Here is a 14,670-nt window from a genome sequence, read left to right as displayed (position 1 = left end):
TTCACTCAACAAGAGAATGCATGCATGCACTTCCAATGGAGCGCCATTTGGGACGCGCTGCCAGTGTTGCTCGAAGGCGCCCGCCTGACCCTGTGGATCTCGATCCTGGGGTTGTTTGGCGGCGTCATCATCGGCGTGCTCGCGGGGTTTGCCCGCGCGTACGGTGGTGCCATCAGCAGCCGACTGGCTTTGGTTTTCATTGAATTGATCCGCGGCACACCGATCATGGTGCAGGTGATGTTCATCTATTTCGCCTTGCCCATGATGCTGCCGGTGCGTATTGATCCTTTCAGTGCTGCCGTCGTCACCATCATGCTCAACTCGGGTGCCTATATTGCCGAGATCACGCGTGGCGCAGTCTTGTCGATCAACCGGGGCTTTCGTGAGGCGGGGCTGGCCCTGGGGCTGTCCAGGCGTGACACCTTGCGCTATGTGATCGCGCCACTGGCCTTCCGGCGGATGATTCCGGCCCTGGGCAACCAGTGGATCGTCAGCATCAAGGACACTTCGCTGTTTATCGTCATTGGCGTGGCCGAGCTCACGCGCCAGGGCCAGGAAGTGATCGCTGGCAATTTCCGGGCGATGGAAATCTGGTCGGCAGTGGCAGTCATCTACCTGATCATCACGCTGGTGTTGAGCTACGTCCTGCGCCGCATGGAGTCGAGGTTGAAAATCCTATGATCGAATTCAAGAATGTCGACAAGCACTTCGGTTCCACCCAGGTGTTGCACAACATTGACCTGAGCATCGCCAGCGGCGAAGTGGTGGTGATTATCGGCCCGTCCGGCTCGGGCAAGTCGACGTTGCTGCGTTGCATCAACAAGCTTGAGGAGATCACCAGCGGTGATTTGATCGTCGATGGCCTGAAGGTCAACGACCCTAAGGTCGATGAGCGATTGATCCGCCAGGAAGCGGGCATGGTGTTCCAGCAATTCCACTTGTTCCCGCAGATGACAGCGCTGGAAAACGTCGCCTTCGGTCCAGTGCGTGTGCGCGGCAGCAGTCGCGCGGATGCTGAAAAGCTGGCCCAGGAGCTACTCGCCAAGGTCGGCCTGGCCGAGCGTGCCAATCATTACCCGTCCGAGCTGTCTGGTGGCCAGCAACAACGGGTTGCCATTGCCCGCGCATTGGCCGTCAAACCGAAGATGATGCTGTTCGATGAGCCCACGTCTGCGCTGGACCCAGAGCTGCGCCATGAGGTGCTGACCGTGATGAAGGCGTTGGCAGAAGAAGGCATGACCATGGTCATCGTCACCCACGAAGTGGACTTCGCTCGCAAGGTCGCCAGCCGTCTTATTTTCATCGACAAGGGTCGGATCGCCGAAGACGGCCCGCCGGCCGAGTTGATTGCCAACCCGCCGAGTGCGCGGTTACGCGAATTTCTCCAACACGTTTCCTGAAGGGGGTGGCATGAGCTTGTCCAATCTTCGCCTGGCCGGCAGTGCCCAGGATATCGGCTATGGCCTGGGTGTCTTCGGTCGTGCCGCGGTGCACGAGCATCTGCGAGTGCTGCCGTTGTGGCAGTTTCTGGCGTCACAGGCCAATACCCCGGCTGCACGCTACATGCGTCAGGCGGTGCAAGACGAATTTGCGCGCTACTGGCAGGAAATCGAAGGGCTGGCGGCCGGGCTGCAATTGCCGGTCGATGAAGTCTTTATGTGGAACTGTCGTGGCGACTATGTGCACAGCATAAGTGTCGACGGCTGTACCACGGTGTTCGGTGCAACGCCGGGCGGTACGCTGATTGCCCACAACGAGGATGGCTTCCCCCAACTGCGTGGGCACTGTGCGATTCTTGAGGCTCAACCCGATGAGGGACTGGCGTTTACCAGCTTTGTCTACCCAGGCTCGATTCCCGGCCATACCTTTGCCGTTAACGAGTGTGGGTTGGTGGCGACTGTTAACAATATTCGCCCGGCGCAGATTCCCGCTGGTATTCCCCGGCAAATACTGGGGCGTGCCAGTCTCGACGCGCAAACCATTGATCAAGCCATTGCCGTCGTCACCCGCAAGGGCCGCGGCGGTGCTTTCCACCATGCCTTCGGGCAGGCGGGCACGACTCGCGTGGTGAGTGTCGAGGCCAGTGCACAGGGCAGTAGTGTGGTGGAGGTCGAGCAACCTGCTGGCCACTCGAACCACTTGGTGGCGCCCACCCTGAAATCGGTGGGGCAGCGCATCACGGCAAGTTCAGGTGCCCGGCAGCAGTGCGTGGATCAACGTCTGAAAACCTTGGGCGATGGACTCGACCCGCGCTCGGCCTTGAGTATCCTGCGTGACGTTTCGGGTGGCGACCTACCGGTCTATCGTTGTGCACCAGACGATCCCGACGATGAAAACACAGTGGCGACAGCGCTCTTCTTGATCGGCCAAGGCACGGTAGAATGGCAAGTTCATGAGCGCCAGGAGATCGACGTAGCGGATGTCCAAGGTGTCGTGACGATTTCCCAATAACCAGGATGACCCTATGCCGCCCAAAGCCCACGCCACACTGCCCGACACCGTGATTGGCCTCAAGCATCTGCTTGAAGCCATTGAGCGGCGGGAGGTGGACATTGCCTTGGGCAGCAGTTCGCGGCGGGTGTTGATGGCGCTGCTGGAGGCGCCGCAGCGCACCGCCGTGTCGTCGATCAGTGAGTTGGCCCAGCAATTGGGCGTCAATGCCTCGACCCTCTCGCGCCTGGCCCAGCGCCTGGGCTATGGTGGTTTCAGCCGACTGCAGGATGTCTTTCGCCGAGAGATCAGCGAGGGCACGCACTTCTACAGCGACCAGGCCTCGCGCTTGGTGGTCAATGCGGGCGATACCGACAGCCTTAACCAGCTTACCCGCCTGGGGCGCCAGGAAAGCGCCAATATCGCCAGCATGATCGAACAGGTCGAGCCCCAGGTGTTTGTCCAGGCGGTAGACCTGCTGGCCGGCGCTCGCAGAGTACGCATCCACGGCATGCGCCAATTCAACTCACTGGCGCTGTTCATGTCGTATGGGCTTGGTATGCTGCGCCCCGATGTGTCTGCACTGGACTCCAGCCGTCAGGGCGTGGCCGATGCCTTGGCGCAATTGGATGCGGGCGATGTGCTGGTGGTTTCCAGCTGTTTTCCCTACACCCCCAGCGTACTGGCCACGGCCGAGGTTGCTGCGCGCCACGGTATCCAGGTGATCGCCCTGACCGACTCGGCCAGTTCGCCCTTGGCCAAGATCGCGTTGCACAGCTTTTATGTGCCTAATCACAGCCTGTTTTTCAGCAACAGCATGTGCGCCTTCATGTTACTGGCACAGGGTTTGTTGAGTGCGGTGGCGGCAAAGCTTGGCGAGGCTTCGGTGTCGGCGCTCAAGCACCGCGAAGCCTTGATCGATGAGCTGAACGCATCACTGTAACCCTCCCGATCAAAATTCCCTGTACCCAATAATGTAGAGCCGACGGTGTGCCGGCCGAACTGCGTTGCGGCCATCGCCGGCAAGCCGTGCTCCTACCGGGCGGACGCCACGATTCGGTGTAGGAGCTGAGCTTGCTCGCGATGCAGGCGACGCGGTGTACCGGCCGAACCGCGTCGCGGCCATCGCCGGCAAGCCGTGCTCCTACCGGGGGGACGCCACGATTCGGGGTAGGAGCTGAGCTTGCTCGCGATGCAGGCACCGCGGTGTACCGGCCGAACTGCGTCGCGGCCATCGCCGGCAAGCCGTGCTCCTACCGGGCGGACGCCACGATTCGGTGTAGGAGCTGAGCTTGCTCGCGATGCAGGCACCGCGGTGTACCGGCCGAACCGCGTCGCGGCCATCGCCGGCAAGCCGTGCTCCTACCGGGCGGACGCCACGATTCGGGGTAGGAGCTGAGCTTGCTCGCGATGCAGGCGACGCGGTGTACCGGCCAATTCGCGTCGCAGCCATCGCCGGCAAGCCGTGCTCCTACCGGGGGGACGCCACGATTCGGGGTAGGAGCTGAGCTTGCTCGCGATACAGGCGACGCGGTGTACCGGCCAATTCGCGTCGCGGCCATCGCCGGCAAGCCGTGCTCCTACCGGGCGGACGCCACGATTCGGGGTAGGAGCTGAGCTTGCTCGCGATGCAGGCACCGCGGTGTACCGGCCGAACCGCGTCGCGGCCATCGCCGGCAAGCCGTGCTCCTACCGGGCGGACGCCACGATTCGGGGTAGGAGCTGAGCTTGCTCGCGATGCAGGCGACGCGGTGTACCGGCCGAACTGCGTCGCAGCCATCGCCGGCAAGCCGTGCTCCTACCGGGCGGACGCCACGATTCGGGGTAGGAGCTGAGCTTGCTCGCGATGCAGGCGACGCGGTGTACCAGCCAAACCGCGTCGCAGCCAGCAGGGTGGGTTACGCCAGTTTGACGGTGCTCACTGGGCGAGGGGATACCAGGCTTACGACCACGAAGCTGACCAGGGCGGCGATCAGGCTGTAGTAGATCGGGGTGTTGGCATCCAGGCCGTCTTTGGCCATGAACACCAGGGCCGTGATAAAGCCCAGCGCCATGCTGACGATGGCCGCGGAGGTGGTGGCGCGCTTCCAGAAGATGGCACCGATCAGCGGCACCAGCATGCCACCCACCAGCAGGTTGTAGGCCAGGGTCAGGGCGCTGATCACGTCGGTGACCACCAGGGCAATGCCCAATACCACGATACCGGTCAACAGGGTGAACAGGCGATTGATCGCCAGGCTCGATTGTTTGCCGCCACGCAGTTTCGGCAGCAGGTCTTCGGTCAGAACGGTGGAAGCAGCCAGCAGGCCGGCACTGGCAGTGGACATCATGGCCGCCAGGGCAGCAGCAATCACCAAGCCACGAATACCATCAGGCAGGGTAGCCTTGACGATGGCCGCGAAGGCATTGTTGACGTTGTCCAGGTCCGGCAGCAGTACATGAGCCGCCATGCCGATCAGGGCGCAGGCCAGGCCGTAGACGATGCAGTAGATACCCGCGGTGGTGCCGGCGATTTTGGCTACTTTTTCATCACGAGCAGTGAACACCCGCTGCCAGATATCCTGGCCGATCAGAATCCCGAAGAAGTAGATCAGGAAGTAGGTGATGATCGTGTCCCAGCCGATGGTGGTGAAGCTGAAGCTGCTGGCTGGCAGCTTGCCCACCAGTTCGTCCCAGCCGCCCACACGGTACAGGCAGATCGGCAGCAGGATGAACATCAGGCCGACGGTCTTGATGACAAACTGCACGATATCGGTCAGGGTCAGCGACCACATGCCACCGATGGTCGAATACACCACTACCACGCCACCGCCGAGCAGGATCGAGATCCAGAACGGCAGGCCGAACAGAACCTGCAGCACGGTGCCGATGGCCAGGGTCGAGGTCACGCCGATCATCAAGGCGTAAGCCAGCATGATCACCGCACTGGCCTGACGGGCCATGGGGTTGTAGCGCTGTTCAAGCACCTGGGTGACGGTGAAGATTTTCAGCTTGAGCAAAGGCTTTGCCAAAAACAGGTTCAGCGCGACGATGCCCAGGCCCAGGGCTGCACAGAGCCAGAAGCCGGAGATCCCGTGGACATAGCCCAAGCGCACAGTGCCGACGGTCGATGCACCGCCCAGAACGGTTGCAGCCATGGTGCCCATATACAGGCTCGGGCCCAGGTTGCGGCCAGCCACCAAGTAGTCTTCGTGGGTTTTTGCACGGCGCATGCCATACCAGCCGAGTATCAGCATGCCGGCGGCATAGATCATGACGACAAAAATATCTAAGGCCATGGTGGTGTCTCCAATTATCTTTTTTATGGTGAGATCGTGCCCCCGGCCTCGCAAGCCAGAACCGGGGTCATTCGTCAGGTCAAAGTTCAAACGGTGGGTGAAGGCCTGGTTTTGCAGTCGTTGTACGGAGGCTTATCGGTGCGCGACGCCCGGCAGTACGCAGAGCATTTCGTACAAAAGGTTGGCGCCCAGCAGCGAGGTATTACCCGAGGTGTCGTAAGGCGGCGAGACTTCTACCAGATCACAGCCGATCAGATCCAGGCCCTGGCAGCCACGGATGATCTCCATCGCCTGAATGGTGGTCAGGCCGCCGATTTCCGGGGTGCCGGTGCCCGGCGCCCAAGCCGGGTCGATGCCATCGATGTCGAAGCTCAGGTACACCGGCCCGCCGCCGACTTTTTCGCGAACTTCAGCCATCAACGGCTCAAGCGATTTGTGCCAGCACTCTTCAGCCTGGACCACACGGAAGCCCTGCTTGCGGCTCCAGTTGAAGTCTTCGGCGGTGTAGCCCTGGGCGCGCAAGCCGATCTGGACCACGCGGTCGCAGTCGAGCAGGCCTTCTTCCACGGCGCGGCGGAAGGTGGTGCCATGGGCGATTTTCTCGCCGAACATGTGATCGTTGACGTCAGCGTGGGCATCGATGTGCACCAGGCCAACCTTGCCGTGTTTCTTGTGGATCGAGCGCAGGATCGGCAGGGTGATGGTGTGGTCGCCACCCATAGTCATGGGGACGACGTCGTGTTCGAGGATTTCGTCGTAGGCTTCTTCGATGATGCGCACGGCGTCGAGCAGGTTGAAGGTGTTGATCGCCACGTCACCGATGTCGGCCACCGACAGCGAATCGAACGGGGCAGCACCGGTGGCCATGTTGTAGGGGCGAATCATCACCGATTCGGCGCGGATCTGACGCGGACCGAAGCGGGTGCCTGAGCGCAGTGACGTGCCGATATCCAGCGGAATGCCGACAAAAGCGGCATCCAGGCCTTTGGCGGACTGCAAATGGGGAAGGCGAAGCATGGTGGCGATGCCGCCGAAACGCGGCATTTCGTTGCCGCCCAGTGGTTGGTGAAGAGTCTTGTCCACGGGTGGGGCCTCATCGTTTGTTTTAGTTGTTCGAACCTGTTCGCATTTGGCCGGGCAGCGCCACGGCTGTGTCGAAACAGGCTTATTGCGGCGCAGTCTGCAAAAGGTAGTGATTGGAAAGAATCGCTACAGGCAAAAACTTAGTTCAGATTTTTCTAAACTAATGCCAACCCGCTGGTTAGACTGTTCGCCATTCGCTTCTTGCTTGATGAGATACCCATGGCCAACGCCTTGCCCGATCTGAAACTGCTGCGCATCTTTGTCAGCGTGGTACGCCACCAAGGGTTCGCCAACGCCCAGCAAGAGCTCAATCTGTCGACTTCAGCCATCAGCACCTACATGAGTCAGCTCGAAGCGGCGCTGGGGATTGTGCTGTGCCATCGCGGCCGTGGCGGTTTCAGCCTGACCAGCAAGGGCGAATTGTTTCATCAGGAAACCCTGCGTTTGCTGGGTGAGATGGAAGGCTTTGAGCAATACGCCGCTGCGCTCAAGGGGGAGTTACGGGGCACGTTGAACCTAGGGGTGATCGACTCGACAGTCAGCGACAAAGCCTTGCCGTTGGCCGAGGCCATTGGTGCCTATAGCCAGGAACACCCGGCCGTACATTTGCATTTGTCGGTCTCAAGCCCTTATGAGTTGCAGCTGGGGGTGCAGGACAATCGCCTGGACCTGGCCATTGGCGCGTTTTCAACGCGCATGAGCGGCTTGCTCTACCAGCCGCTTTACCGCGAGCAGCACTGGCTGTACTGCAGTAGCCGCCACCCGCTGTTCCTTGAGCGGCGCATCCCCGAGCAGGTCATCACCCAGCAGCGCATGGTCGGGCGCGGTTACTGGAGTCAGGCGGAACTGGCGCGTCATGGTTTCAAGCACAGTGCCGCCACGGTGGAAAGCATGGAGGCCCAACTGATTCTGGTGTTGTCCGGTGCCTATATCGGTTATTTGCCTGAACACTATGCTCAGCCGTGGGTCGACAAGGGTGATCTGCGCGTGCTATCGCCGGCGACTTTCGGCTATCAGGCGCCTTTTTCGATGATTGTGCGCAGGGGGCGCAGCCGCGAACCCTTGCTTCAAACCTTCCGTGATTTACTCAAGGCGCAGCTCAATACTGTCTGAGCTCTTGTGGCACACTGCGCGCTTCCAGGAGACCCCGATGTCCAGAATCCAGTGCAGCCGCTGCCTGCGCCCCCAAGCCCATTGCCTCTGTCCACTGATCCCGCTGCTCGACAGCCGCACGCGGGTCCTGTTGCTGCAGCACCCGAGCGAAGTCGGTCATGCCCTCAACACGGCACGCTTCGCAGCCTTGGGTTTGCGTAACGCCCAATTGCGGGTGGGCGAGGTATTCGAGGATTTGCCTGAGCTGCTGCAACAACCCGGATACCGGGCGTGCCTGTTGTTTCCCGCCGACGATGCCCAGCCTTTGACGGCCTATGAGGCCAGTGACTTGCCTTTGTTACTGGTGGTGCCGGATGGCACCTGGCGCAAGGCGCGCAAATTGCTGCACCTGAATCCTGCTTTGGCGGCCTTGCCTCGGGTGACGCTGGCAGCAGCTGCGCCCACGCGCTATCGGTTGCGCAAGGCGCCGGGGCCTGGGGCATTGTCGACGCTTGAAGCCATTGTGCAGTCGCTTGAAGTGCTCGAACCGCAGTCTGATTTCACCCCGCTGCTCAAACCCTTCGAGGCGCTGATCGAAGGGCAGATCGCGGCGATGGGCCAAGAGACCTTCATTCGTAATCACCTGTAGATAGCCGACCTTGCCGGAATGCCGATCAGCTAAGCCTCCCTGCTTGTGCTTTGACGCTCTTGGCTTTTGATCTTTATGCACAAAGGGTGCAGACACCGCGGATCGTCCCTTCAGGAGGCCGAGCGGAGCGCTTGCGTAGTGGGGCGAGGGCCATGGATGGCCCGAGAGCGCCGTAGGGCCAGGGACGGCCCGTCGGCGCGGTCCCCACGTAGCAAGTGCGGGAGCGAGGGAACCCGGAGCGTAGCGTAGGGCCGTATGCGGGGACGCGGCGTTTTGGTTACTTTTTCGCCAAAAAAAGTGACCCGCCGTAAGGGCCAGCCCTTTCAAGGTCTTTCATCTTTTTTGGCCTTGAGCACCCGGTCCGTCGATACATGAGCACGCGCAGCTTTGCCCTCGAGCCATTCCTTGGGTTTATCTACTTTGGGGCCGCGTTTGCTTTTAGCGACCTGTCGGGGCTGGATATTCCTGGCCAGCGCCAACAGACGCTCCGCCAGAGTTTCTGAGGTCGTTTGGAGTGATAGGTAATCCGAGGGCAACGCGATCTGCATCCCCTCATAACTGCTGCGCACCTGCACCGCCAGGTGGAAGATCGAAGCTTCCCAGCCCTCGGGCTGCGTCTGGCGATGGGCCTGTTCAACACTGCGCTTAAGGACCGACAAAACGTTGTAGGCCAAGATCGCCGAGGCAAAACCGAGCAAGGCCGCTCGGGGGTTGCCCAGGCTTGCGATTTCACTGTCCAGCACCGATTCCAGGCGTTGGAACATCCCTTCGATACTCCAGCGACGACGGTACAAATCAGCGATCTGCTGAGCACTGATGCTGTCGGGCAAATTGCTCCAGAATAAGAGCGTGGAGTCACCCGACTCAGTGGGCGTTCGCAAGCTCAGTTCAATTCGCCGCCAGCAGCGTCCGCCTTTCAATTCGATGGTTTGTTCACGCACCGTTCCAGCCTCGACAGACACGGGTTCTTGCCAGTCGTTTTCCTGGATCAGGCGTGGATGGTGACTCTGCTGACGAATAATGAACGAGGCGCCCGACTCCTCGCAGGCTTCCATGACGGGGAGCGTGCAATAGAGCCGATCGGCCATCCACAGCTGTCCCGCCCTCGCACTCGCCAGCAACGGCAGTACGCTGACGCGTTCACTGGCGTAGGCATCTTCGCAGGGCTGAAGGTCAACGACCTGATCCAGGTCGGGGTCATAGACCACGACCGAAAAACCAGGCCGCGCGGCGCCTCGTTCACGCCGCAAAGCCCCCAGACGTTTTTCGGTAGAAGGCAGGTGGTTGCCGTCGACGATACGCAGTTGCCAGCCGGGCAAAATGGCTGAACAGCCCAACGCTTCTATGGTCGGGGTCAACCGCTCTGCGCTGCCGGTGACCAGGGCCCGCAGCAACGCGGGTTCTGTGCGGCTGACCTTGTCATAGAGCGCTGCCAAGGTAACCGGAAGGTCCTCCATCTGACGTGCAGCGGCATGCAGTGAAGGTCGTAAACCCAATGAAACAAGGGACATCAGCTCAACGATGGTCGAAAACAAAAGCTCACGCGGGTACTGGCGTTGGCGATGGTTTTCGAACACCTGATCGACCCACTCGGCCGGGATGGCCTGCTCCAACGCCAACTTGGCCATGACGCTGGCCGGTGCTTTTTTTTCAAACCGCGCTAAGACTTCTTCCCACATCGTTTCGTCATCCTGGACCGTAGATGGGAGAGAGTTTAAACGAAGACCTTGAAAGGGCTGGCCGTAAGGGCGGAACGGTGAGTTCGCGTCTGCATGTAATCTGGATATGTTCGGTATTAGTCGAACCAAAACTTAGGTTCTCGAATCGGGCGCTTATCCGTTTTCGAGGGTGACGCTTAGTCACCTTTCCGCCTTTACGGCGTCCTACTTTTGTTGGGGCAAAAGTAGGCAAAACCCCTGGTCCCCGCATCCGGCCCTACGCTGCGCTCCGGGTTCCCTCCCTCCGCACCTGCTCCGTGGGGCCGCGCCGACGGGCCGTCCCTGGCCCATCGGCGCTTGCGGGCCATCCATGGCCCTTACCCCACTGCGCAGGCGCTCCACTCGGCCTCCTGAAGGGACATCCGCGGTGTTTGGACTTCATGGGTTTGAAGATCAAGATCAAGATCTGCGGCCGTAACGGTTGTTACAGGAGGGCATTCAGTCAAGTTGGCGCAAGGTTTTCTGCCGTACGATGTACACCGTCACCAGCACCGCGCTGGTCAACATAAACCCTCGCGCCCATGGCAGTGGCACCAGGTAACAGGAAAACCCGATCCCCAGCCACATCAGCACAATGGCGTACACCTTGCCCTTGAGGGGGATACCTTCACCGTTCAGATACCCGGTTATCCAGGGCCCGAGCCTCGGATGACCGACCAGCCATTGATAAAAGCGCGGTGAACTGCGGGCAAAGCACGCCGCTGCCAGCAACAGAAACGGTGTGGTCGGCAAGACCGGCAAAAAAATCCCGATGACCCCCAGCACCACACTCAACCAGCCAATGGCCAACAGGGTGTAGCGCAGCGGGCCAGACCGCAGGCCGGGAGGTGACGCCACCGGCATTGCCTCAGTGGTGGCGAGGTTTCAGGATGGCCGGCTTTTCTTCCGGTGCATGGCACAGCAGAAACAGCGCAGTCAGTGCTTCTGGGATCTGTACGATCATGTCGTCCATCAGGTTGGCATCAGCGGCGATATCCGAAAATTCGGGCTCTTCGTCGAACAGACCGGAACCGACCATGATCGGCAGCAGCATCTCGCTGACTTCCTCTTCATCGTTTTCGAACCAGGCCGCTTCCCGCAGGAAGACCCCTTCCATGAACCCAATGCACCAGCCGCGCAGGTCGGAATCATCCGGCTCGTCGCCCAGGTCCAGGTCGCATGGCAGCTCGAATTCTTCGTCGCTGGCCAGTTGCCGGGTGATTTCTTTTTTCAGATGAACCAGCGTGGCTTCGATCTCGGCGCGCTGGGCGTCGTCGGTATAGTGAGGCTCTTCGGCAAACAGGGCGTCGATCCACTCGCGCTCCGGTACCTCTTCCGAGCTGATCGACAGCGCGGTCAAGTAGCCGTGTGCGGCAACGTAGTCCAGCGCCTCTTCGTGCAGCTCATCGGCGTCAAGAAAGGCTTGCAGGCGGTTTAATTGCTCAGCGAAGGACATTACGGGGCTACCTTGGGAAGAATCGATAGTGAATTCTAGGCCTTGTTGAGGGGTATGCGCCACCCGGCCGGCAAAGTAACGCATTTGTCGACGCTCCGTCGTCAAGGCCCTGCGCGGTGGATCGCTCGGGTATAATGCCGCCTTTTTGTTACCGAAACCGCCCAGCGGCGGTGAGTTCGGTAAAAACCGCTTACGCAATATGGCGTGAAGCGGGCGAGATTTTCATCCAGCCTGTGGCACGGATGGTTCAGCGATTTTTGGAGTTTTTATGCTCGAACAGGCTCAACGCGTTCTGAAAGACATCTTCGGCTACGACAGTTTCCGTGGTCGCCAGGGTGCAATCATCGAACGCGTGGCCAATGGCGGCGATGCTCTGGTGCTGATGCCCACCGGTGGTGGCAAATCCTTGTGCTTCCAGGTGCCGGGGCTGTTGCGTGAAGGCCTGACCGTCGTGGTTTCACCGCTGATCGCGCTGATGGACGACCAGGTGGCGACCCTGGACGAGTTGGGCGTGGCCGCCGCCTCGCTGAACTCCACCCTGAGCGCCGAACAGCAGCGCGAGCTGGCGGGTCGCCTGCGCCGTGGCGAAGTCAAAATGCTCTATCTGGCACCTGAGCGCTTGGTGCAGCCGCGGATGCTGGATTTTCTGAGCACCCTTGATATTGCCTTGTTTGCCATCGACGAAGCCCACTGCGTTTCCCAGTGGGGCCACGACTTCCGTCCCGAATACCTGCAACTGGGCCAGCTTGCCGAGCAGTTTCCCAATGTTCCGCGTATTGCCCTGACCGCGACCGCCGACAAGCGTACCCGTGAAGAAATCGTCGAGCGCCTGCACCTGCAGAACGCCGAGCGTTTTCTATCGAGCTTCGACCGGCCGAACATCTTCTACCGCATCGTGCCCAAGGAGCAGCCACGTAAGCAATTGCTGGCGTTCCTGGCCCAGCGGCGCAGTGACGCCGGCATCGTTTATTGCCTGTCGCGCAAAAAAGTCGACGAAGTGGCCGCGTTCCTGTGTGAGCAGGGGTTCCCTGCGTTGCCCTACCATGCAGGCCTGGCCTCTGATACCCGGGCTGGTAACCAGAAACGCTTTCTCAACGAAGAAGGCCTGATCATGGTGGCGACCATCGCTTTCGGCATGGGCATCGACAAGCCCAACGTGCGCTTCGTCGCTCACCTGGATTTGCCCAAGTCACTGGAAGCCTACTATCAGGAAACTGGTCGGGCCGGTCGTGATGGCTTGCCAGCCGATGCCTGGATGGCTTACGGCCTGCAAGATATGGTGATGCTCAAGCAGATGCTGCAGAACTCCGAAGGCGACGAGCGCCACAAGCGCCTGGAGCATCACAAGCTCGATGCCATGCTTGCACTCTGTGAAGAAACCCGCTGCCGGCGCCAGACCCTGCTGGCCTATTTCGACGAAGACATGCCCCAGCCCTGCGGCCATTGCGATAACTGTGTCGATGGCGTGCAAACCTGGGATGCCACCGAGTCGGCTCGCCAGGCGCTGTCGGCTATTTACCGCACCGGGCAACGGTACGGTGTCGGCCACCTGGTGGATGTGTTGCTGGGCAAGTCAAACGACAAGGTCAAGAGCTTTGGCCATGAGCGTCTGGCGGTGTTTGGTGTCGGCAAAAGCCGCAGCGAAGGCGAGTGGCGTTCACTGTTTCGCCAATTGGTCGCCCGCGGCCTGGTCGATATCGACCTTGAAGGCTACGGCGGGCTGCGCCTGAGTGATACCTGCCGGTCTCTGCTCCGGGGCGAGGTCACCCTGGAGTTGCGCCGCGATCTCAAACCGCAAACCAGTACCAAGAGCAGCGGTGCAAGCCCGGCCAGCCAATTGGTACGTGGCGAGGAGCGCGAGCAGTGGGAAGCCCTGCGGGCCTTGCGCCGCAAGCTGGCAGAAGAGCACGCCGTACCGCCGTACGTGATCTTCCCCGATTCCACCTTGCTGGAAATGCTGCGCAGCCAGCCCACCTCCATGGCCGAGATGGGGCGTGTCAGCGGCGTTGGCGCGCGTAAGCTTGAGCGCTATGGCAAGGCCTTTCTGGAAGTGCTGGGCGGTGAAGGCGAGGCCCCGAAGGTCGTGGCCGACCTGCGTCACGAATTGATCAGCCTGGCCCGTGCTGGCATGACGCCGCTGCAGATCGCTGGCCAGTTGCAATGCAGCGAGAAAAACGTCTACAGCCTGCTGGCCGAGGCCATTGGCCGGCAGGAACTATCGCTGGAGCAGGCACTGGACTTGCCCGAAGACTTGCTGGGTGAAGTCCAGGACGCATTTCTCGATGGAGAAGGCGAGCTTCCCCCGGTTTCGGCGATTGCCGAGCAGTTTGCAGGTCGTGTGCCCGAAGGCGTTTTGTACTGCGTTCGGGCCGCGTTGCAGTCGGAGTTCGAAATCTGATTAATCTCTTGTAATCATTCTGGTCGATTGTCGAACAATATCCAGCCGCATGGAACCTTGCTTCCACCCAAGGGCCATGATTAGCTGCCTAACAATTAGTAACGACCTTTTATGATGATGAGTCTTTTATGCCGTTGACCGATCAACACCGTTTCGGGATGCAGATTGCCCAGATGTCCCGAGGCTGGCGTGCCGAGCTGGACCGCCGCCTGGCAGGGATGGGATTGTCCCAGGCGCGCTGGCTGGTGCTATTGCACTTGGCGCGATTCGAAGAAGCGCCGACCCAGAGGGAGCTGGCGCAAAATGTAGGCGTCGAAGGTCCTACCTTGGCGCGCTTGCTCGACAGCCTGGAGTCCCAAGGGCTGGTGCGCCGAATCGCGGTGGTCGAAGACCGTCGGGCCAAGAAAGTCCAGCTCTGCCCACCGGCCAAGCCGCTGATCGAGCAAATCGAGACCATTGCCAATGCATTGCGTAGCGAGTTGTTTGTTGGCGTTAACGAAGAAGAGTTGCGTGTGTGCATGCGTGTCCATGCGCGAATCTTGGCTAATCTTGAGAAATCCTGAAGCAGTCATCGCCATTGATGGATG

General features: G+C 60.5%; 13 protein-coding genes. 8 read left to right on the top strand and 5 right to left on the bottom strand.

The window, feature by feature from the left end; translation table 11 throughout:
• The first annotated feature begins 24 nt into the window (after positions 1-24).
• The 4 genes from glnP to AC3IX4_RS22190 are packed head-to-tail and all read left to right on the top strand — an operon-like array spanning position 25 to position 3,373.
• Positions 25-681, top strand: a complete 657-nt coding sequence (gene glnP / locus AC3IX4_RS22205) for a glutamine ABC transporter permease GlnP (protein WP_489257512.1) — start codon at positions 25-27, stop codon at positions 679-681.
• Entirely contained in the window at positions 678-1,400 is a 723-nt protein-coding gene (gene glnQ / locus AC3IX4_RS22200; protein ID WP_489257511.1) for a glutamine ABC transporter ATP-binding protein GlnQ, read from the top strand. The genes glnP and glnQ overlap by 4 nt, the downstream gene beginning before the upstream one ends.
• A gap of 10 nt (positions 1,401-1,410) precedes the next feature.
• Entirely contained in the window at positions 1,411-2,451 is a 1,041-nt protein-coding gene (locus tag AC3IX4_RS22195) for a C45 family autoproteolytic acyltransferase/hydrolase (protein WP_489257510.1), read from the top strand.
• A 13-nt stretch (positions 2,452-2,464) separates the two neighbouring features.
• The gene (locus AC3IX4_RS22190) at positions 2,465-3,373 is read left to right on the top strand and encodes a MurR/RpiR family transcriptional regulator (RefSeq protein ID WP_489257509.1); all 909 of its coding nucleotides are present in this window, start codon (positions 2,465-2,467) and stop codon (positions 3,371-3,373) included.
• A 955-nt stretch (positions 3,374-4,328) separates the two neighbouring features.
• Here the strand turns inward: AC3IX4_RS22190 and AC3IX4_RS22185 are convergent.
• Both AC3IX4_RS22185 and speB read right to left on the bottom strand, forming a co-directional pair.
• A complete protein-coding gene (locus AC3IX4_RS22185; RefSeq protein WP_489257508.1) occupies positions 4,329-5,708 on the bottom strand; it encodes a sodium:solute symporter family protein in 1,380 nt (459 codons plus the stop codon).
• Between the two features lie 132 nt (positions 5,709-5,840).
• Entirely contained in the window at positions 5,841-6,791 is a 951-nt protein-coding gene (gene speB, locus AC3IX4_RS22180; RefSeq protein WP_489257507.1) for an agmatinase, read from the bottom strand.
• Between the two features lie 219 nt (positions 6,792-7,010).
• Between speB and AC3IX4_RS22175 the strand changes: the two genes are divergently transcribed.
• Together AC3IX4_RS22175 and AC3IX4_RS22170 are read left to right on the top strand one after the other, a co-directional pair.
• On the top strand, positions 7,011-7,904 hold the full coding sequence (locus AC3IX4_RS22175; protein ID WP_489257506.1) for a LysR family transcriptional regulator: 894 nt from the start codon (positions 7,011-7,013) through the stop codon (positions 7,902-7,904).
• Between the two features lie 37 nt (positions 7,905-7,941).
• Positions 7,942-8,532, top strand: coding sequence for a tRNA-uridine aminocarboxypropyltransferase (locus AC3IX4_RS22170; RefSeq protein WP_489257505.1), 591 nt, complete (start codon positions 7,942-7,944; stop codon positions 8,530-8,532).
• A 323-nt stretch (positions 8,533-8,855) separates the two neighbouring features.
• Here AC3IX4_RS22170 and AC3IX4_RS22165 read toward each other — a convergent pair whose 3' ends face one another.
• The 3 genes from AC3IX4_RS22165 to AC3IX4_RS22155 all read right to left on the bottom strand — a co-directional run bounded on the left by AC3IX4_RS22165 (position 8,856) and on the right by AC3IX4_RS22155 (position 11,685).
• On the bottom strand, positions 8,856-10,160 hold the full coding sequence (locus tag AC3IX4_RS22165; RefSeq protein WP_489261189.1) for an IS4 family transposase: 1,305 nt from the start codon (positions 10,158-10,160) through the stop codon (positions 8,856-8,858).
• Positions 10,161-10,688: 528 nt separating this feature from the next.
• Positions 10,689-11,093 carry a YbaN family protein gene (locus tag AC3IX4_RS22160; RefSeq protein WP_489257504.1) on the bottom strand — a complete coding sequence of 135 codons (405 nt, stop codon included), beginning with the start codon at positions 11,091-11,093 and terminating at the stop codon, positions 10,689-10,691.
• Between the two features lie 4 nt (positions 11,094-11,097).
• Complete coding sequence (locus AC3IX4_RS22155) at positions 11,098-11,685, bottom strand: UPF0149 family protein (protein ID WP_489257503.1); 588 nt, start codon at positions 11,683-11,685, stop codon at positions 11,098-11,100.
• A 268-nt stretch (positions 11,686-11,953) separates the two neighbouring features.
• Between AC3IX4_RS22155 and recQ the strand changes: the two genes are divergently transcribed.
• Together recQ and AC3IX4_RS22145 are read left to right on the top strand one after the other, a co-directional pair.
• Positions 11,954-14,083, top strand: a complete 2,130-nt coding sequence (gene recQ / locus AC3IX4_RS22150; RefSeq protein WP_489257502.1) for a DNA helicase RecQ — start codon at positions 11,954-11,956, stop codon at positions 14,081-14,083.
• Positions 14,084-14,211: 128 nt separating this feature from the next.
• Positions 14,212-14,646, top strand: coding sequence for a MarR family transcriptional regulator (locus tag AC3IX4_RS22145; RefSeq protein ID WP_489257501.1), 435 nt, complete (start codon positions 14,212-14,214; stop codon positions 14,644-14,646).
• The last annotated feature ends 24 nt before the right edge of the window (positions 14,647-14,670 follow it).

This window comes from Pseudomonas sp. KH_021 (assembly GCF_057838865.1).
Note: the sequence above shows the minus strand (reverse complement) of the source record. Positions and strands in the feature narration are given on the sequence as shown.